The following is a 23,541-nucleotide window of genomic DNA, read 5'->3' on the forward strand; positions in this document are numbered from 1 at the left end:
ACCAATCTAGCTGATTACCATAAATTAACCCCAATCATTCTATAGAGAAGCTTTAACGATGCCTACAATTATTTTTTTACCTCAAAAAGATCTATGTCCAAGAGGTATGGTTGTCAACGCTAACCAAGGAGAAATTATCCTTAATATTGCATTACACAATAATATTAAGATCGAACATGCCTGCGAAAAATCTTGCGCCTGCACTACCTGTCACTGTATTATACGCAAAGGCTTCTCTTCCTTGGAAGCCAGCGGAGAACGAGAAGACGAGATATTAGATAAAGCTTGGGGCTTAGAACTAGAAAGTCGTCTCAGTTGTCAAACGAAAGTCGCTAGTGAAGATTTAGTAATTGAAATACCCCAATATACGATTAATTATGCGCGTGAGTATTAGTACCACTATCTTTTAAATCATAGAATTATTTAACTTTTGATATCTATTCAAATAAACCTAAGATTTTACGTATTTTGCGCTGCTTCTAAGAACATAAAATAGATAAATTATTCGATTTTGAATAGATATATCTATCTATAAACTCCGTTGATTGTCTAAATTTTTTCATATGATAGAATTAGTCTTCTTACATAACAGTGTGTACATGTTATACAGAACTGCATCTAAGTTAGATTTTTACCCTGCTTAATTAAGCAGTTTTAGTATTAAAAATTTCACTACATTATCGCCTTTTGCAATTTGCAGTATTTTAGATATACACATCTATCTTTTAAAGATGTTAAAAGAATTTAGGATATAGATCATAAAAAGGTTTATATAAACTACGATCATTTAAATAGCTAGTTATCGTGTTGTCATGAGTGTGATGTATATACTGGTAAGCGACCGCAAATATCCAACACTTTATTTTTAGTACGTGCAATCACAGAATCATTGCGAATATTTTCTAATATATTACATATCCAACTAGCCAGTTCACGCACTTCCACTTCTTTTAAACCACGACGCGTCACGGCTGGAGTACCAATCCTCACACCAGAAGTCACGCATGCGTTCTGTAAATCATTTGGAACAGTGTTTTTATTTACAGTAATATTTGCCCGACCTAAAGCAGTTTCAGCATCCTTACCTGTAAAATTTCTGTCAACTAAATCCAGCAAGAACAAATGATTACAAGTACCTCCGGTAACTATTTTATAGCCTTTTTGAAGAAAAACTTCTACCATTGCCTTGGCGTTATCAACTACTTGCTGCTGATAAATTTTAAATGATGGCTCCATAGCTTCTTTTAGCGCTACTGCTTTGCCAGCAATGACATGTATTAAAGGACCACCTTGGCTGCCAGGAAATACTGAAGCGTTCAGTTTTTTATACAATACTTCATTACCCCCCTTTTGCTAAAATTAATCCACCGCGTGGACCTGCCAAAGTTTTGTGGGTGGTTGTAGTAACAACATGTGCATATGGTATCGGGTTTGGATAAACACCTACGGCGATTAATCCGGCAACATGTGCCATATCCACGAATAAATAGGCACCAATGCTATCAGCGATTTCACGCATTTTTTTCCAATTAACAATACCAGAGAAAGCGGAGAACCCCCCTATAATCATTTTTGGCCTGTAGATCTCTGCTTGTTTAGCGAGATCTTCATAATTAATATTACCTTGTGTGTCAATACCATAAGGTACTACTTTATAGAGTTTTCCAGACAGATTAATCGGAGCACCATGGGTTAAGTGTCCACCATGTGATAGATGCATACCAAAAATAGTATCACCCGGCTGTAACAATGCACTATAAACCGCGAAGTTAGCTTGAGAACCAGAGTGGGGTTGTACATTCGCGTAATCTGCGCCGAATAGTATTTTTGCACGATCAATAGCCAATTTTTCAATAATATCTACATATTCACAACCACCATAGTAACGCTTACCTGGATATCCCTCAGCATATTTGTTAGTTAGTTGTGAACCCTGCGCTTGCATAACGCGCGGACTAGTATAATTTTCAGACGCAATCAGCTCGATGTGCTCTTCCTGACGCACTACCTCTTGCTCCATGGCACGCCATAGCTCTACATCATAATCAGCAATGTTCATTGTGCGCTTTAACATCCTGTTTCTCCTTACTGAAGTCAGCTGACTATATTTATAGTACTCTATTGAATTACTGAGTGCAGGGAAATAATTTCCGCGTATTAAAGATACGCAAGTACCTATTGTATAGAATAGGCTTAGTATAAAATTATATATAATTAAATTTAATTTATATTCTTTAATATCTAAAAGTTACCATTAATCTTGCAATAGACGGCTCTTATAAGCCTTTGCAATATTTTATATAAAATATATGCTTATCCAGATAACTGATAATAACATTCGGTAGATTTTACCTATAACCTCTCATGTATTATTTTCATAATATTTATTAGTGTAATAATCTATTTATAATGAGTGACACGGTTCAAATGTATTACTGATTACTGCTTTATCGTTATTAATTCCTTCTTAGTTATCACATAGTTACTAAATGTCATCGGCATCTTCTGCATTATTAAAAGCAATCGTATCAATTATTGTTATATTGATATATTTTATTATTAATCTATAAAATTATTAATAACTATATCAGTCATGTAATGTATACTAAGTATAAAATAGTTAATATTGAAACAATGCACACACTAATATTTATTATTATCTGATTTTTTCTTTTAATGCAAATACAATTATATATCAATTATATCTTTACAGAAAATTAATACTATTAATAAAGAAAAAGGTTTGTTATCTTTTTGATTTTTTTTAAGTTTTCAAAAAACCTGACAGATATACCGTGTATTCATATAGTGTATTGATATAATACACGGAGAGATTGATGCCTACAATCATTATTGTATAACTGCTACATCATATATAAAGAGGCGTAAAAATTATTTAATATTTATTAAATAACCTAGTAATAGTATATTTACTAGATGATAAACTATTTGTTACACAACTAATACGTTTTATAATCTGTACGATATACATCATCGTTATCGAAGATTTTATATCTTTATTTTATAACTCTGTAGAATTACGTCACATTATAATAAATAATAGTTATATAAACATAAAAATTTTGTAATCACGTTAACATTCTAGTCGTTAAAAAAACTAGAGCTTCTGTAAAACTACCATTTAAACGTTACTTATGCAGTGTATGTGTTACATCACACGACTATATTATCATCCATATTGGTATTATTCATTATAATATACTGAATAACAAAACTCAAAATATAAAAAAAATAACTCGATTTCTTGATTCTCTCTTAAAAGATTTTAATACTCTTAAATATTTCAAGCATATAGATTCCTTTACTAAAACAACTCAATAAAAACTTCTTCTAAATCGTTTAAGAACTTTAAATAGTACAGTTAGTATGGACTTCTTAGAAATCGTAGCTTGTTTAGATGATAACTTTATCGATACAGTAGCATTACTAATAAATGCACGCTTACCTATTGATATCTTAGCAACTGTCATAGGAACAACTCGTTTAACTACGTCACAACGCAGTTAGAACGCAAACTTTGCCTATCAATGTGTTTATTATATTTATTTTATATTTATAAACCATCACCTAGGCACTAGTGATAAAATTTCTTCGATTAACTAGCCAATTAATTAATGATGCTACATTATAGATATTAGCAGATAATACACGTGGTACGCCTAGATAGTAGAAATGATTTTAATATCTTAAGTGTTCTTTATAACACTATATTGCTTTATGATATAAAATCCTTTTTATTGACCGAACCATACTATGCGCAGTAATTTCTGTTATGAATAAAATCTATAAAATATTATATCACTAGCTATCTTTTTGCAACCATATAGTTCAATAAACCTTCTGCAGTTTACTAAATATAAAGAATACAGTAGGTTTTAAAAATTACTTTTTAGTCAACACACAATATCTTATTGACTATATATGTCCTTAAATAATACTATAGGGATATAGAAGACCCTTAAAATCTATTGCTTTATTCAACAAAAATCACGTTTTACCTATCAATTTATCACAACAACCAATCGGGTAGGCGGCTGGTTCCGTTATTTATGTATATAATATTACTAGAAAAATCTTAGTATTTTACTTTAGAAATAGATATGCATATATGTTTTATCATATATCCTTATTATTTTACGCTTTAACATGACTAATAATAGAGTAATATAATTACCCTAAAAAATCATAGTGCTCATTCTCAACGATGAACTGCAGTGCAGATATTAAAGTGTTGAATCTTTAACAACTTACATGGGGAAGTAATTAAGGATAAAAACCTGGGAAATGAAATAGTATTCTAAATAATATATACTTTTATCCCGAATAAATACCACTATGACTTATAGTGTAATATGCCAACCACGCCTAGCTATTCTATTAGCGTCTACAGATTTTATAATCATGAATTATTAAAACAATTAAATTATTCTAATTTTAATACATATAGATTCATGGATTGGTAGCTTGTAATTCTATCTTCTTAATCATCATTGTCCGCATATTTCATTCAAGAAATAGCATGTTATCTGCATTTAGGTATTTAACTTTTAATAGAAGCGCGAATTATCTTACTTCGTCGTCTGCTGCGATAGTAATAGTATGTATTACATGCGTCATATTAAAAATGCCACTTTCTTTACTCTTACTCTTACCCATATTGATAAATTATATAGTGTTCTTTATATAGGTCGTAACAGTGTTGTTATATACTTGAATGGTAGTATATTTTAGAAAAGAAAACGACTATGTATTCAGTACCACAGTAAATTTGATGTGACTACTCTCGCAAACACTCTCACTGTAATAACTATTATACTATTGATCTTGATATTAACTTAAGCGATAAATATAGTATTTAACTTAAACAGTTAGGTAGTCAAAAAAATACTGTGTACTCCCTGACTGTTATTACCAATTTTTATAACCAAATCCTGATGTAATAGGATAACGGCGGTCTTTACCAAAATTACGGGCAGTAATACGCGGCCCTATAACAGCTTGCCGCCGTTTATGTTCATTGATATCTACTAGGCGAATTACTTGTCGTACAATACTCTCATTAAACCCCTCGATAACCAGCTCAGAAATTGATTTGTCATTCTCTACATAGCCTGCAAGGATCTTATCTAGCGTATCATAAGGTGGAAGAGTATCTTGATCGTATTGCCCGAATGACAATTCAGCAGAAGGGAGGCGATCGATTACCCGCTGCGGGATGACATAAGCAATACTATTACGGTATTTAGAAAGCTTAAATACTAGCGTTTTCGGTACATCTTTTAGCACGCAAAAACCACCCGCCATATCGCCATACAGCGTCGTGTAGCCCACTGCTATTTCACTTTTATTACTTGTTGTGAGTACAATGCTGTGATATTTATTAGAAAATGCCATTAGTATGACTCCACGACATCGTGCTTGGAGGTTTTCTAAAGTTACATCATGCAGAATATTCGAAAAAATAGACACCAACTGCTTAATATAAGCATCAAATATTGGTTCAATAGAAATAATATCAAATTTCACGCCCAGAATGTCTGCCTCTTCCTTTGCATTAGCGATGCTAATATCTTTAGTATATCGGGACGGCATCATTAACGTTTTTACGTTGTTTTTTCCTAATGCATCAACAGCGATCGCTAATGTTAGAGCTGAGTCAATGCCTCCGGACAGACCAAGCACTACACTATTGAAGCCATTTTTGATTACATAATCATGTACCGACAGCACTAACGCCGAATACACCTGAGCTACTTGTGGTAACTCAACAGCTGGTTTGTTCATTAGCACTACTTCTAATTCATTGAATTTTATTTGTGTCACCTCTTCAGAAAAAGTGGCTAAGCAATGCGTAACATTACCATCTGCATTTAATACCTTAGAACAACCATCAAAAACCAGTTCATCCTGCCCACCTATTTGATTCAAGTAAACCAGTGGAAGGTGAGTACGTTGACAATGACTCATTATTAACGTTTGACGGAGGTCAGACTGTTCATAATGGTATGGTGAGGCGTTGATTGACAAAATCACGTCAGCACCGGCAGCTTTTACAGCGTTAATTGTTTGTAAACACCATAGATCTTCACAAATTAACAAGCCTAGACGATAACCTTTGAAGCCTACTACACATGTTTTATTGCCAGCATGAAAATAACGCTTCTCATCAAATACACTATAATTTGGTAATTTTTGCTTAAAGTACCGGGCTAGTAAACGCCCCCTAAAAAATAGTGACAGCGCATTATATAATTTATTACTTTCATACCACGGGTGACCAACCAAGATTGCTATATCAACTGTAGCATGCTGTAAACGTTGTAAATTTACTATACAACGCTGATAAAAATCATTTCGATACAGTAAGTCTTCTGGTGGATAACCGCATAATGCTAATTCAGTAAACATTACTAAATCAGCATCCAAGTCCTTCTGGTCTTTCGCAATTTTTAACATACGCTCAGTATTTCCTTCAATATCACCAACCAGAAAATTAAGTTGGGCTAATGCTATAGATAACGATAAGCTCATTCTTTGATATCCTACTAATACATACTCTACTAGTATAGTATATTAATTGTTTCTATACAGAATTCACCCCTGGTTTATTCCAACACTTTTACAAGTATGCGCTAGTAAATAAAACAATATTTTAAAATCACTGGCGTTGAAATCATATTAGTGAAGAACACTTAACAAAATACCGTTTAATGATCACTATTACACGAAAGCTCTAGATTATACTATCTTAGTAGCTTGTAGTAATTTTCGAACATCATACAAATAACACTCATTGTTTTCCTCAAGAAACATTAATATTGTAATGTGTTCTTTCAATGCGATACACCAAATCTTGATATCTTACTGGTGTAAGTCAGTATTATGCACTAGTTGATAATTTCTTTAGGTTATGCATATTATCCTCTAAATTATCGACAATTAACCATGCATTAACGAATGGACCAGCTACTGTATGTTGATGTTTTGCGTAGGATGAACATATACAGAGTATTCTGCGCTCATCGCAGATACTTGCTTTATTTATATGAATAAAACCATTCAAGCTTCCAATTAATAATATCTAAAGGATAATTAAGACTTGCACGATAGATATTTTACATTACCTATTTTAGATCATACGATCTAACACAGCTCGCATATAAATCAATACTGCATACATAGTAACTGCGTATATAGCTGTGCTTTAGTTCTTGTGCGACATACAATAGCTTCACATTTTTAATAACACTAATATATTGTATATCTTATAAAAAACTACGTCACTATCTTCCTTTTGACAGCGGTTGTGTCTTTATTAATAACGTTAATATGAACCTTATTGATACGATACAGTAGTTTTATGACCATCAGTTATACTGATAAATATCAAATTCATAATTTGCAGAGTTTTTTAAATAACTCAATAAATATCGTAGATAAATGCAGCAATACTGCACATTCATATGGTGCTAACAATGAACGCAAATCCTTTCGCCAGATAGCGACGTCATGCATCTAGTTTGTTTGCAATGGCGATAACGTTTATGTCGTCGCTAATTAAATATATCCTCAATTATTTAGCAAATTTTCATTGTCACTTTACTACTAGACATTCTAGGCTAATTGCATAGATAAAGTTGCCGCCACTACTCCTAATTCACATAATCAGACTGTATTACCTTTTAGGTAGTCTATTTTTAGATTTTTAATAAAAATGCTATGGCTAATGACCTTACTAACCGTAAGGTCATAGTATTATGTACCACGATTCTTTTTTTAATGATACTAAAATATTGATTTAAATATCAACGAAATGTTTTTAGATTTTCGTAATAAATTTTACATTTTATTTCTAATAAACGCATATCTTATTTAGCATAAGACGTTAACTATTAGCGCTTTCGATATACTAATAACAGACTTTCTTTAAAGTATGATGATTTTGAGACCTTCTATAGATAGTATAGTGGTCAGAATTCTGTTAGTTAGTTTAATTATTCCACATAATACCTTCAAAAGATCTATTATTTAAAGCAATCAAACAGTAAATATCTTACGACTATCTGGTACATTACTATTTTAAAGACCGTTAAACTTCTTCTATCTATCAGATTAATCTAGTTCTTGTATATGGGTGACACTCATACTATCATAACTAATCTATATCCTAAAAAAATGCTAGTACAAGTTTATTTAAAAGATATGGAGGTTTTAATGTAGTAGACAAACAATATAGAAACATATTATATACTATATTCATAATAACCATTTTATACAACAAGCGATCTCTATATCTCGCTTTAAACTAAGCTCTACTTCTGCAAGAAATATTGTATTATCTTTTAATGTAGTACTATGTAATTATAATAAAGATCATCTAGACTATGCATAATAGTTACAGTTTTAATATCTCTCTACTACTGCTCTACTCTGCCTGCTGACTATTGTATCATTGCTACTATGCAATAGATAAGCTCTACTCCTTGGATTTATGTAATAATATAGAGAAATATTATTATATCATCCCACTCTGAGAGATATAGAAACTATAAACAAAGAATTTTTAATAAGTTATTACATATGTTAGTTACTATAATTAAAAGTATTACTGTATCTTCATGATAATCAGTAAAGGGTATCTAACATTACTGCATCGCTTAAACATTAGATCTTTTTACAAACATGTAAGCAATTCTATAGTTTTATAAAACTTTAAAATATTCTCTATTCCCAAACATGCACGTTTCCTACAAGTAATTAGCCATTTAGTTTATAAATCTTACTAGATTACTCGTCATGTATATTAATAGAATTATGATCCGTACACCAATATATTAATAATATCAACAAGATAGAAGATCAGATTATTTTAGTCATGATATATTATACTGTTTACGTTGAAAATACAATACTACGCATATACACTATATTAACTTGGGTATCCAAATAACCCTAATATTACTGGAATCAGATAATCTAAACTACTATAATTTTATATCATCTCATATAATCAAAGCGTCAAATACGAAAACCCAGCCACTACTATATATTTAGTTGAAATATAAAGATTCGTATTTTACATCTAAGAAGATCATTAACTTTGCTTATAATATATACTATACTAACTACTAGTAATGTTTGTGCATCTAAATTATCAATGATATAAATGAACAGTTTTCTCTTACTATTTAATAATAAATTACTAACAAGTAATATATATTTTATATATAACACTTCAATAAAGTAAAAAACAGTTTTTATGCTTTCTAATTTAGGGTATTAAAGAGTTTAATTGCATATAGATTCATGTTTAAAAATAAATAATATAGATTAAAATTCACTACTATTATTTAATTGTATTGCATCTATATAATATCGCGATTTATCAAGAAAAACATTCCATCATACAATCAGTCGTCTATGTTAAGATAGATAAATAATACGTTTTCTTGAGTATATTATACGCAAAACTACCGCAATGATTACATCGTTTAGGTTTAGTCGTATTCATAATGTTTAAAGAATGTCAATTTGCATTAACTTTTATTATATCAGCTATGGTGCCTGTTTTAATTGCACTATATGCAAAATGTATTCGTCTATCTTATATGAATGTCATAAATCAATAAAACCCACTCAATTCTTTTGATATATTTAATTTCACGTAAATCTGATGTATATCTGTTGCTCTGTTTTTATCTGTTGATGGATATACCCGAAAATTCCATCACTAAAACTATCAAAATTCTCTGATTTAATCAGATTTATAGAACTGTAGTAGTGCACTGCTATAATTTAGCAGGTCATTTAATAATAGATGTATTATAATTGTCAAAACAATTATAAGATAGTTATATATGCTCTATATTCTTCATTATGCTCAAGCAGTCTTTTAGACTTGATTTACACGATTTATTTTTTTATTATACAATAATCGGCTGATCTGAGTGTAGACAAAATCTACGTACATACAATCGTATTCACTTTTATCTCGGGTTTGTGATGACGTAGTTATGAGTTTGTTTTATCCTAAGCAGCGCAATATTTAATGACATCAAATACAAAACGATTATAATTAAAGAATCTACTATACTTTCCAGTATAGTAAAATAGTATAAGCTATAATCAAATCACTAAAATAACTTCAGAAATACATCGCGCACACTTCCTTAGACGGTTTATAGAATTCACTGCATATATAAATTTTATATAAAATCACATCTCTGTTAAAATAACTAGTTATGATGTGTCATCATATATGATCTTGCACTCTAATAAAGCGCACATAGTAATACTAAATCGGCCGACGCAGTAAATCAAGAACAAAATACACCATAAGAGAAAAATTATATAAAAAGACGGGTATACCATCCTTCTCACATACGAGACTAATTAGGAAAATGCTTCAGGAACTCATGTAAACGCAGCCCAATAGATGAGTAAGGGAACATTTAGGATGACCGTCTTGCAAAATCCGTCCTTGGTCGTTAAAATTAAACGTGATGCAACTGTTATACACAGTTAATCTTATAAATCATGATAACTATCGTCATGCCTTCTTCTTCTAAATCCTGTATGACTCTTGATACCTAATGACATAATTCCAAATCAAGTGTCACTGTTAGTTGATCAAATAATATTATTCACGCTTTACTGCTCGATGCTCGTGTAATCGATAAGCGCTAATATCTGTCTACTAGATAGCTCAGATGAGGAGGATAATAATGTATATAGACGGATAAACCTATTTTGTTCAACAACTTATGTGCTAGCTTATTTGCTATTAACCTTTTAACATTTTTAAACGATGCATACGTAATGCACCACAAGCGATATTTTCCAGTACTGTTAATAAAGGTACAATATAGAACTTCTAAGATACCATTTTAGTATCTTGACGGATTAGATAATAATCTACTTGAAGAGCGTGAGTATACAGATGATTCATAATTAATTCACCGCTCGTCATTGATTTTAATTTATTAATATAGCAAAGAAGAGTAGATTTTCCAGATCTAAAAGGCCTAATAATCACTATGACTTCACCTTGGTGGATTTTGAAACTAACATTATATAGAACTTTAAGTTCTACTAAAGTAATTAGAAATATCATTAAATATAATCACAGGATTATCATCTTTCTTTCTAAGCGATGCAATAAAAACTTAGAGACAGAGTAATTATTAGATACATTACTGCTACTGCACTCCATATTTCTAGTGTGAAGAAGTTACTAGCAATAAATTTCTTAACCCTAACGAGTTAGTTTTGCTATGACAATTACAATGACGCATGAAGTATCTTTAATACTCATTATACACTAGTTGCCTAATGAAGGTAACATTCAGCACAATACTAAAGGTTTAATAATATAAAATACCATTTATACTGTAATAAACCCATCGCCAAACCCGCTTCATGGAAGTCGTGATGGGTTAATAATACTGCACTACGAGTAATTTCTGCAATATAAGCGCTAAAATTTATCATAATAGTGACCACTATAGTACTGAATGGATCGATACGAAAATCACTTAAAATCATTGATATCGCAAAGTATATGAACATTACGTATACTACGATCAGCATACCTCATGTGATTTTGATAAAAACTAAGGTGATATAATTAATAATCCAATCACTATAAGTACGAGCAATGCTGGTAAGAAGATCAATAATTATACTCTCCAACAAACCGCAGACTGAAATCTATAAAATTGTTGTATACCTTCTAAAAACATAAGAGTAGCGGCTAAATAAAACGTTACTCAAATTTCGCAAGAAATATCTCAGAAAAATTAAAATATCAAAGACAAATATTAAACACGCAAAATTAAAAGATTTTCTTAAATTGTAAAGAATATTAGACATGTTTAAATTACTTGAGTTCAATATCAAACCACTTTTATAAATTTTATTGTAAATACCATTATCGCGCAGAGTTTTTAGCGGGTTGTATACTTTTATTCAAAGTTTATTGTTATCATTTGAAAAAAAACAATGCCATATTAGAAAGTTCCTAGCACACTTCTAGAAGTGTAAACTTATTAATACTTACCAGTTTTAATACAGTATAAGATGTTAAATTTATTATACAGTATAGCATTAGCACGTTGAGTACGCCATTCCATATAAGTATTATCGATATTAGGAAACTAACGCAAATTCATCACGTTTATATGTTGTGTAACGTCATCTACTAAGCTAGCGCCGCTTTTTCACTGCAATTACTTTGTCTCTCAGATCATCAACGCTGTTACTGTAGTATTTTAGAGTTAATTATTACCAATAAATAACTCTTATAATAGCTATTAGAAAATACAACAGTTTTTTATGTGCATCGATAATAGCCTTACTAGCTACAGATAACTCAGTACTCTTAGTTTGAATAAATGGAATAATACCATTATATTTATAAGCTTCAAAGTGTAATATCACTATAATACTTCTACGACAGCTGCCTCGATATCCACATCAAAACCAATATAATATTCACTTTTCTTAAATTAAAAGGCAAAATAGTATCCACCACCACTAGTTTATCTACTACATGAACATATACATTAAATAACAGAGAAAAGCACTACTAAAGAGCATTTCAAAACTGACTTCATCCTCATAATTCCGGTATAGGTTACAAGTTACTTATGTTATATTACAGTCTAGTATTATAAAATAGGGTGTCATATTGATAACTTTTACAAAAAACAAAAAAGAGCTATAATAAACAATCAGGACAAATAATAATGTGTCGTTATAACATAAGACCTTTCAAATACAGCATAAATAGCAAAATAAAGTATGCCAGCTGCTTATTTACATAAGAATTTTTCTTGTAGATCGCAAGATAGATATTGCTTTATAAATAAGGGTTACTATAACAAATTCATGTTTTCATACTACTGTATAAAATGTACTAATAAAGCTACTGAATTGACTATTCAAAAACAATTGTACTAATTCATGGATACTTAGCATTTGAAATATCGATATGCTTTAATGATCCTACATCGTGTTATGCATAAAGAGCTTGCGTTATAGCTTATTTCTATATATTACGCGATCATCTGCCCTTATCGCTTATACCATGCAAGGGTATTTGAAGCGGTTATATCGGTTAGTTGCTGTATTATTTCCTCATAACTTTATCCAAACTATAATATACTGACAAGATAGATTAACAGATATTAACCGGCGCTATCGAGTTTTCTTTTTCGTCATACAGTTTATATTAAATACCATGAAGACTCTAAATTATCCAAGATACTGCAAGAATTATCGTCAAATCTAATAAACATATTCGTATCATCTCGCCAGTTTCAGACCTAACTAACCTGGCTTTAACAGCAGACATGCTGAGTACTTATCTATTAGCAGATAAGTACTCAGCATGATCAAAATAATGGATGTATATAGTATGATGACGCATTGATAGTTAAAAAACTGTAAGATAATAATCTGATTATTACCTTACACGCTAGAGATGGCCTAGCATCTAACACACAAAATTTTCTAGATCTTTATTGCCTGTGCGCATAATCCAAGACTATATACCTCACGTTATAGGTATAAATTACAGTCAACGAAATATTTTCCAGACGGATGTTTTATAGTCCTATATCTAAAGTTATCTAACTTACAGAGTTAGTATAAAACTCGTTAATTGAACAATATAATTGTTAATATTTATTGTATAAATATTAAAATCTAGCATAGCTGTTATAATTACGCGACACTCTCGTAGTTCATTAACCACTCACACTATTCACGGTGTTTAATAGAAAAATTACAATCATCTAATTTTTAAGATTTGTTGTTATTTTAAAATATTATATCTTTTTGGTTTACTACGTCATTCTTGAGGTTTAATTCTTTATGACTTTAAAATAAGTGCAATGATGTGAAATGTTATCTTGAGTGTTCAGACAAAGTTTTGTACTCAGCGCCTAAGAATCATATAGCTAATGTGACAATGGGAACGCATACTTTAGTATGCATAATATTCGATTAAGGCACAACGTAATCGTTTTAGTATAAATTTCGTCATATATATTATATTCATAAAACCCTTAATAGCAAATACAACAAAAACAAGACAAACGCCGCAACTTAAATTATTACTTGCAGTGTGTTATTACACCATAAATATTCGTATAATTTTAAAGATAATCGCAAAGATAGTAGGTAACCTATTCATCCTATACATCGGTAATATTTTAGATGACAAAAAAATAAATATTGTTGTATCTCTGCTAATACGATGGAGCATTTAAAAAATTAACTAAACCGTCTTTCCTTATATAGCATAAGAACAATATATCTATAAGCTATAGTTAACACGGTAAGATAAGAGGACCACATGCTTAACAGAAAATATCCTCTTTCTCTTGCGTAATATAGTATCGAATTTGATAAATGCAGTGATCTGACCATATAGAAGCAATAGCTATATCAATCTAGATATCGCTATAGGGTGCTAAAATTACTATATTCCGAAGTTCTCTCATGAATATAGCGCCAAGCATTACTAAAATAAAAATTTACAAGCAAGACAACATTAACATTGATAAATGATAAAAAATAGTCACCAAGTGACGTAAAAGCGTATAATAAAACTGACGTGATTAAGCACTATCTAGTCACTATCTCTACGAACTATAAATCTAGGGACATATCTATTTCACAAAAACCTAATAAAACACTGTAACTGTAGTCAAAGCGCCACCGTAATCTATAGTCTATTGGTTTCCACGGACCACACCATCATTTAATAAAACTAGTAGCTGTTTTATATAATTCGATATAAATCACTGGACATTCATAAAATTTTCCAAAACTCATGTAGCCATACTAATAAATCCCTTACTATATTATATAAAATAATATATACAAACAATAATATCGTCAACATACATAACATCAATGGCGAGATAGAGAAAATATCATAACTTTACCCTTTAAATATACTATGAAATGTTAGAACTGTATATTAAAATACAAAAAGCATGCTATGCTCTTAAAGATTTTTAATATTTACCTCTAATTTTGGAGAAAATGTGGATCATCGTCTACTCGATATTATTACCTATTCAATCTACCATAGTAAATTATATGTTAATAAAAAAATAAGGAATTAATTTATAAAACAAATAGCTTAGCTTATCCATTTCGAGATGGCATCCCAATACTTTTACAAAACTCTACATGTACACTTTATCTGAATGAGTGGTATTCATGAATTTTACTGTTATAATCCCTGCTCGCTATGCTTCAACGCGTTTTCCTGCTAAACCCTTAGCAGATATTAATGGAAAACCTATGGTAGTCCATGTAATGGAGCGCGCACGCGTATCCGGTGCTAGCCGCGTTATTGTAGCTCTCGATCATCCAGAAGTAGCTAAAGCAGTTGAAATCGCTGCAGGTGAAAGCTATATGACGCGTATCGAGCACCATTCTGGCACAGAGAGACTAGCAGAAGTTATTGAATATTATCGTTTTTCTGATGAAAAAATCATTGTTAATGTGCAAGGTGATGAACCAATGATCCCACCACCTATTATTCGACAGGTCGCTGAAAATCTAAAAAACAGCTGTGCTGGTATAGCTACATTAGCAGTTCCAATAAAAAACTCAGAAGAAGCCGTTAACCCTAATGTAGTAAAAGTAGTAATAGATGCTCAAGGTTATGCACTCTATTTTTCACGTGCTACAATTCCCTGGGATCGCCGTCGCTTTACGATATCGCAAGATACTATTGATTATACTCCATTAAGACATATTGGCATTTATGCTTATCGGGCAGGTTTCATACGTCGTTATGTTAATTGGAAGCCCAGTCAACTTGAACAAGTTGAATCATTAGAACAATTGCGCGTACTATGGTACGGTGAAAAAATACATGTTGCAATCGCCAAAGTCGTGCCGAGCATAGGTGTCGACACGATACAGGATTTACAGCGCGTACGTAATTACTTTAGTTAAGTTCTAATAGTGTGATCTTTTTCGAACGAGATGTAACATCTTAATACAGACCTTATCAGTATTGACAAACACTACTGTAGATTAATACACCTTTCGTATTTTACTTATCTATTAAGTTAACAAAGGAAAATAAAAAATATTAAACATCTGACTACATATTTAATCATCAGTGAATTAGCAATTTATTAGTTTTATGAAAATAAAATGCAACCTATTAAGCTTTAAAATACATATCTTATAAGATAGAGTAAACGAGAATCACTATCATAAATAGATCATTATTATTTAATACTGTTATTTGACCCCATTACTTCTGAAACCTCTAAAATCAGTGCAACCCAATAACATTAATCAATCTGTCGTCCAGATTACTTGTAATCTATGGTGAAGAATATAGGTATTACTGAATATATTTAACCTGATGGGATATGTCAAATCTATTGATACACTTGAATAAAGCATAATGTATGTAAAAAAATAGAAATGGTCGTTCGCCTTCCTACGCAGTCCCTCCTATAGATTTTCTATTATTTTTAGATATTACCTGAATCTAACTGGTAGAAAAACAGATATTAAATTAAGAATGCATAACTATTTCTAATGTTAGCTGTAGTGTATAGTCATGCAGTACTTTATAAAGTCTCATATAGATATCTCATATCATCAGGTATGTCATTCTAATGAAAACAAAATCGTTTTTTATTATACAACACCTTATACTACTTAATCACCTGAGCTTTTATCTCTTAAATCAAGGGATTTATAATATCCTAAGAAGAATCATTAACTCTAGTTTTGTACCATCCTAACTATACTCAACCAATATTATTTTCTTTGACTAACTTTAGTGAGTTTTAAATGAAAACATTAATTAGTAGAATTAGCTTAATATATTTAATATTTTAATGATTAAAGAATTCTGAGACTATCTGTCATACTTTGATATTATATTTATATTGTAAATAGACGGATTTTCCAGAAATATTAGAGTGTAATAACTACATCAAACCAAGAATAGAAGATGCTACTATTTATTCGATCAACAATCTTCAAAAAAATGCTCATTTAAGTGTACTTTTACTTACAAAATAATACATAATTTAATATTTTAATCTTATTAAACATCTATGGACAAATACCATTGTTTCATGATGCATGAAATTATCGTATGATATATACCGTATTTAATACATATAATTATATATTCTAAGTAAATGAGCGTCATAGATAAGCGATAATATAGTGATTAATTTTTTGAGAGTGAATATAAGCAATAACTACGGCAAACTATAGACTCAGAATAACCATATTATTAAACGTAACATCTGTTAAAAAAACGACATGAGCATTCAAACAAATAAACATAACAAGTGAGCACGAATAAAATTAGTAATATACTGGGTATAGTTAGCTAGCTGATACTATTAATAAACCAAGTGTATAGATTCAATTGACTACAATAAAAACACCAGGCTTCTTTTAGTAAGCTGAGCACAAGAAATTCAGTCTTCTAAAACAAGCAATATTCTACATTGAAAATATAGATAAATATAACCGCAAAATATTACAATTCAATTGAATTTATACAATCGTAAGTTTCAAAAGACAATGCTTCATCCCTGCATGACGTATACTCAGCAATTTAGACCGGATAATAAACTTTCTTATATCATTACATTTTAAATAACACTTACGATGTTATCGTGCTAAAATTTATCTCTGGATAGCATCTTGATACATTACTTAGCTATTAATACAGTCATGCTGGTATCAGCATATATTATATGTTTTAGATATGTCAAAAGGATTGCTTCCTGCTTTGTAAGGGAAGCACGTAATGTACATTACATTTTATCTAATCAATACACTAACATATTGCATAACTTTCAACAAATAAATTGCGGACAGATACGTAACACGCATATGGAGGTACAACGATACCCAGTGTCTTAAACGTCCTGCTAATTAAAACAACTTTCATACAGTAGCCTAGTGAATCGAAAAACGTAAAACAGTACCGCAAAGAGTTATTTAATTTGCTAAAAGTTATCGACTAAATACCCTAATTTACGGCTTACTCTTTTATACTATAAAAGCAACGCTCGGTGGTTTTAACTAGCATATGTTGTAATTAAAAGACACAAAATAATTACTATAACTACAGTATCCTAGAATTCTCGTGAATCATGTAAATAGCTAAACCAAATTAAGATGCATATCCTCAAGTGTGCTTGTATACTATATAATAATCTATAACGTTAATAACTACGAAGAAAAATTTAAATAGTGATTAAATCTATATAATAATTTTATCACTATAACACTACATATAACTCTTGCACACTATATTTATATTATGTATAAAATCTAACCGAAATATACTATATATAAGTATATTTAAAGACCTTGTTCAAAATTAGTCTCATGAGCATCAGGTGTCATGGTTGTCTTATTGTTTTAAAAACTTCTGCCTTTCTTCTCGCTATCGCTACCTTTAACATCGAGCGATTAAACTACGAGAATCACACAGATAAGTGGTTGTATTACTTTCTATATCAGTAAATATTTTTAAAAGACCTCAAAAGAATATCCATAAATGCAAATAATGCGCTCAATTACATGATACGTAAACACTTATTAAATCACTCTGATCGCATTAATGTTAACAAAAGAAAAATAGATAAGTAATCGCAGAATTTCTAGGAGAATACCACAGAATTACGCAGTCAAAATGGAAGTTGGCAATTTTCAGTTGCAAGATGTTATGATCAAAATTTATAAGACTCTTCTCGACCTATAACATGCGCTAGAATTACTATCAGAGAATATATTGACTCATCTTTTACGTGTTTCAATCCAACTCGGGAAATAAAAGGTGCTTACTATTTAGCTATAACCAAGCTAACCATACTTCCCATAAAAGTAAATGTTTTTATTTTTTTGTATCAATTATGACCACTGTGCACATAAATTTATCTGAATTTTTATCTATAGAAATAAACAGCGTATATTACGCCCAATATCCATGTTAATTAACATATAACTCTTTTATTAACCATAAATGATTATGAATAATATGCTCTCTATATCTCTGAGAGATACGCAAGGACGGGGTAGCTCTATAGAGCTAGTTAGCAACAGGGCGGTACTGATAGTTTTAGAAGTCTCAACATAAAAAATCCTTTTAACAATTAAGAGCAATCACTTAATACACATTAAAATCTATAAAACACAGACAGATCGCTCAATCTTTGCAAATATGGAAAACACCTGTATTCCCATTATTTTGATATAGCGTCTTTTTAGCACTGACCAAGCATACACCTCTTTATATAGTTAAAAGCCATGCTTATAGGATGATGGTTGTATTAACGGCGAAAGCAACGATTACGAGATGTAAATCTAAGTAAATGTTATTAACAAACATTGAATAACTAATACTCATAAACTATAATTAAGATATTAGCTAGTACGTATTCCGTTTTAAATATCTAACTGTACATAGGCGTTATATTAGTATTGACAAGCGCGATTGCTGTACTATTCTAAATAGACAGCTAAGATGTACTAAAAGATCGTATTATCCTTATAACGTCAATTTAATTCGGGTACTCACAACGACTCTTCTGTTTTTCGTGAATGCTGTACTGCCTACATCCAAGTTGAGCATTAACGCAGTCAGATATAATGATTGATCTTATGTAACCTATATCTTATCTCTGAGCACTGAACATGTAAAAGAGTATCACTTATCACACATGCACAATTACACACGCAATCTACTGGGTGAAACAAATCACTATAATACGTTTAATGAAGTTCTAACATTGCACATCTTTTATTAACACATTACCTAAACAACATTAATCTCATTGGATCGCTGACTCTAATTGAATATTAGATATTTCTAGGAAACAATATTTATAAATTTCTTGTCAATGCAGCACTCTTGCAGTATATTATCAATATAAACGACCATGACAATTTACTTGTATCACAGTTGCATATAATTTAGCATCATAAATGCTCTTGGTAAAGACAAACTTATTTCTACATAACAACCAATATCATTATATTTTAAAAACTACTACAACTTGTACTGTTAGTTAATTACAATATAGAGGTTTTACCACACACTAAGTGATAGTGCTTCTGATACTACACTTAATGTCGTTAAACTTCGCGATTAACGTGTATTTACAAAAACATCAAAGTGTAACTACAAATCAATCTGACACTATTTACTATCCATAAGTTAACAATTATAGTCAAGCCGATAGCACTTTAAACTTAGATAATACACGCACTCACAGACATATTCTATAAATTATGCAAGTTTGACAGCACACATAAAAGCAATACAAAACAGTATAGTACAAAATTTAAGTATATTATTGATTACTACGCACTAGTATTAGTGTCAGTGTTATTCGAAGAGATATTCGATTATTTACCGAGTGCAGTAAATTCTGTTACCTTCTTACAATATAATTATGTTAAAATCTCTAAAGAGGTGATTTATTGACTGCACTAATATTTTTTTTAAGTAATAAAGGAATCTGCAAAGCATGCTAAAATACAGAAGGTGCATTTCATAAACACTAATAACACGAAAATATTCAAGGCTCACTTAGGTAACACCGTATTCGGTATACACATCTTATTTTAAGATTACTATTTATTTAACCTTAAATATACCTGTTATACAATAAATCTATATTTAGATAATGTAATAAATTACGTAATAAGCTACTAAGCAGACAGATTTAGGTGTCAATTATTAGAAGTAACTTCTAATTATATTAGACAATAGTTAAAATTTATTAGACGAATCAATAAAGCAACGGAAGTTTTTTTCTTCTAGCTTATCAGATGCATCTAAAAAAGCTACATACACTCATTTCAAGAAAATCTATCAACTAGCAAGTGATAGTACCAAATACGTTCGACGCGCTTATTTTACGATACGCATGCGCATTACTGCATAACTAAACTGAGTCAGTCTATATCTCGCCAAACGTCTACCAAAGTAGAACTGTAATTAAACGCTCAGCATACCGTAGTATCATTGCTTTATCTCGACTAATTAACAGCTAATCTATAAAACCTAAAAAATGACAGAGGTAAAAGTGCTGCGCTTTATATTCAAAAACAGGACTGCTGAGAAATTCAAGTTGTTGAATTCAGAAGATACTTTAGCTATCATAACCCATACATCACATTATACACTCACGTAATCTTTAGGATAAGTAAGATAAACATCTAGAATATGCACAGAACAAATATAATACCACTTACGGATTATTTAATCAACAAAAGCGTTTAAATGTATGCATTTTAATCAAATACTTGCTATACTAAAAGTATAATATTAATTATACATATTAAAATATGTGAATTAAGATCTGTCGAATATCGGTGTTTAAGCGAGTGCTAACATTTAATTATATACGTAACATTGTCGCCATATACTGTTTGTATCTCCAAGTAAAAACTGCATATATTGTAAATACTACATCGACACTCATTTTTTATCTTAGAAGTAGTATAGAAGTTATACAATCCACTCAACAATTAGCATACTATTACGATTATCCTGCCTACATAAGTCGCAATAACTTAAGAAAATAGTGCGTGATAATACGCATGATCATAATATATAGCACAAAATATTACCTACATTAGCGTGATATTGCTTATATAAAATCGTAATCTTTTATATTTGATATTGAATAAAACATATGTAAAGTACTGCTACTGAAACTCCCAAGCAAAACTCTCTGTAATATATGCAGTATCTATCGAAAACCTAGGTAGATACGTCAATAGTTCTTTATCGTATAGAAAGTCATATGTTATATCTATAAGAGCAGAAAGCAGTACTAAATCAGTGATTACAGTCATGGCCATCCAATTCTGGACAGCAGAATTTTCTATTTGCGCGGAAATATTTCTCAAAACCACCTATCTCTGAATATAGCAACATATTTAAATATTGAATGTATTCCCGTGATATTCAAGTAATATGAACACATAAAAGATCGTTAATCATTTCTACACCAAATAATGTCTATTTATATAAAAAAGACATATAAAAAAACAGTGCGCAAAGTATTTTATCAATGAAGATTTATGTACTAAAGAGTTGTATGGTTTCTCAGAGCACCGTTATTTTGAATAATATAACTATTACGATAAACGGTAAGAATGAAATTATTCATAGTAGTGCAATAATAATTAATAGTAGCTACCTTATTGAGATTTTCTAAAAAATTCTTTTCATGCTTTTTATATTAAATCTATACTATAGGCATAGGATACTAATAACACTATAGTATCTCATATATAATAGAGAATCATTAATACTTCTATAATACTTCTATAATAAATACCAATAGTTCGGGCTATTGGTATTTATTGTGGAGTTATTTTTATATATATGCTATATCATTATTTATCCATGTAGCTATTTACTAGACTCACCTTTGCATTGATAAAACATACCATAATGTCTTCTGGTATGTTTAGTTGTTATTAGCATAGATGATCAGATCACCATAAACTATAATCTTGGTAATTAATCCTTACAGATCTAACTATTATTATTTTTTTATAACTTACCTTAATCCCACAGGAAATGACTGTCCTAATGTAGCTATCTATGTATCTACCAAGATACAGTATATCTAAATATCAAATACACACTTAGACACTTAAATGTAAATAAAGTTGCCTTATGAAAATAAGTATGTTATATCACAAACGATTGATCATTGAGAAGGTCGCGGACCTGAATATATTTATTACCTGAAAGTTTATGTATGACTCAGCATTAATAAACTAGAGATTCTTAATTTTTCATTCGCGTTTTAGTTAACTAATAGTGATGTTATTACTTAGTGATCTACCAATACTAGATATGATACTTGTAATATTAGCACATCTATCATTAATATTCTAAACTATTCACTAGAGTACGCTGCGTTCAACACTTTAAAGCTAGCTATCTTAGGCTGACTGATGCATTATGCATTATTGCGAATTTAATACATTTTAAGAATCTAGTGGAACAATAATATTATATATGACAAGGTGGAAACATATTATCTACTAATATAGTAGATAAGCCATAAGATCACAGCACACTAACCGTATACATTATACCTTTTATTTTATCGTCTTATTTTTATATTATAAATATATATGAAATTTTTTCATAGATGCATAAAAAAAGATAGCATGTCTTCTAACAATAAGAAGCACATTTGTCGGTTAATTGTTAAATCAATGTTTAATATTTATTATATTATATCATATGTTATAAATATACATTTATCAAGGAACGGTGAAGTTTTAAAGTATTAATGCAGAATAAAATTCTTAGTTTATTCAATACTTATAAATGATTTAAGATATCGCATTTTATTAATTAACTTAACTGTGTAATAATGAATGATAAACGCACTAATCAGAAAAAATTAATATAAAACGTCTCTTCTGCTACCCTTTTATTTAAACGAATATGATCATATAAAAATT

At 30.3% G+C, this 23,541-nt stretch carries 4 protein-coding genes and 3 pseudogenes; 3 read left to right on the forward strand and 4 right to left on the reverse strand.

The window, feature by feature from the left end; all coding sequences use genetic code 11:
- Positions 1-58: 58 nt before the first annotated feature.
- Positions 59-394 carry an ISC system 2Fe-2S type ferredoxin gene (fdx, locus tag GIY03_RS03260; RefSeq protein WP_457913685.1) on the forward strand — a complete coding sequence of 112 codons (336 nt, stop codon included), beginning with the start codon at positions 59-61 and terminating at the stop codon, positions 392-394.
- 416 nt (positions 395-810) lie between these two features.
- On the opposite strand, the pseudogene glyA reads toward fdx, so the two are convergent.
- The 4 genes and pseudogenes from glyA to GIY03_RS03280 form a co-directional block, all read right to left on the reverse strand.
- Positions 811-2,074 (reverse strand): annotated as a pseudogene (gene glyA / locus GIY03_RS03265) (serine hydroxymethyltransferase).
- Between the two features lie 2,855 nt (positions 2,075-4,929).
- Complete coding sequence (locus GIY03_RS03270; RefSeq protein WP_457913686.1) at positions 4,930-6,552, reverse strand: NAD+ synthase; 1,623 nt, start codon at positions 6,550-6,552, stop codon at positions 4,930-4,932.
- 4,342 nt (positions 6,553-10,894) lie between these two features.
- Positions 10,895-11,134, reverse strand: coding sequence for an ATP-binding cassette domain-containing protein (locus GIY03_RS03275; protein WP_457913687.1), 240 nt, complete (start codon positions 11,132-11,134; stop codon positions 10,895-10,897).
- A 9-nt stretch (positions 11,135-11,143) separates the two neighbouring features.
- A pseudogene (locus GIY03_RS03280) lies at positions 11,144-11,730 on the reverse strand (ABC transporter permease subunit); the annotation flags it as partial.
- A gap of 3,347 nt (positions 11,731-15,077) precedes the next feature.
- Here GIY03_RS03280 and GIY03_RS03285 point away from each other — a divergent pair.
- Both GIY03_RS03285 and kdsB read left to right on the forward strand, forming a co-directional pair.
- A pseudogene (locus GIY03_RS03285) lies at positions 15,078-15,259 on the forward strand (hypothetical protein).
- Positions 15,256-16,002, forward strand: a complete 747-nt coding sequence (gene kdsB, locus GIY03_RS03290) for a 3-deoxy-manno-octulosonate cytidylyltransferase (protein WP_457913688.1) — start codon at positions 15,256-15,258, stop codon at positions 16,000-16,002. The pseudogene GIY03_RS03285 and the gene kdsB overlap by 4 nt, the downstream one beginning before the upstream one ends.
- The last annotated feature ends 7,539 nt before the right edge of the window (positions 16,003-23,541 follow it).

Origin of the sequence: Candidatus Gillettellia adelgis, assembly GCA_020541285.1 — a bacterium.
GTDB classification, from domain to species: Bacteria; Pseudomonadota; Gammaproteobacteria; order Enterobacterales; family Enterobacteriaceae; genus Gillettellia; species Gillettellia adelgis.

Bases quoted from the DNA above. Each gene is read 5' to 3' on its own strand.
- fdx (WP_457913685.1), top strand. From the start codon at position 59: ATGCCTACAATTATTTTTTTACCTCAAAAAGATCTATGTCCAAGAGGT.
- GIY03_RS03270 (WP_457913686.1), bottom strand. From the start codon at position 6,552: ATGAGCTTATCGTTATCTATAGCATTAGCCCAACTTAATTTTCTGGTT.
- GIY03_RS03275 (WP_457913687.1), bottom strand. From the start codon at position 11,134: ATGATATTTCTAATTACTTTAGTAGAACTTAAAGTTCTATATAATGTT.
- kdsB (WP_457913688.1), top strand. From the start codon at position 15,256: ATGAATTTTACTGTTATAATCCCTGCTCGCTATGCTTCAACGCGTTTT.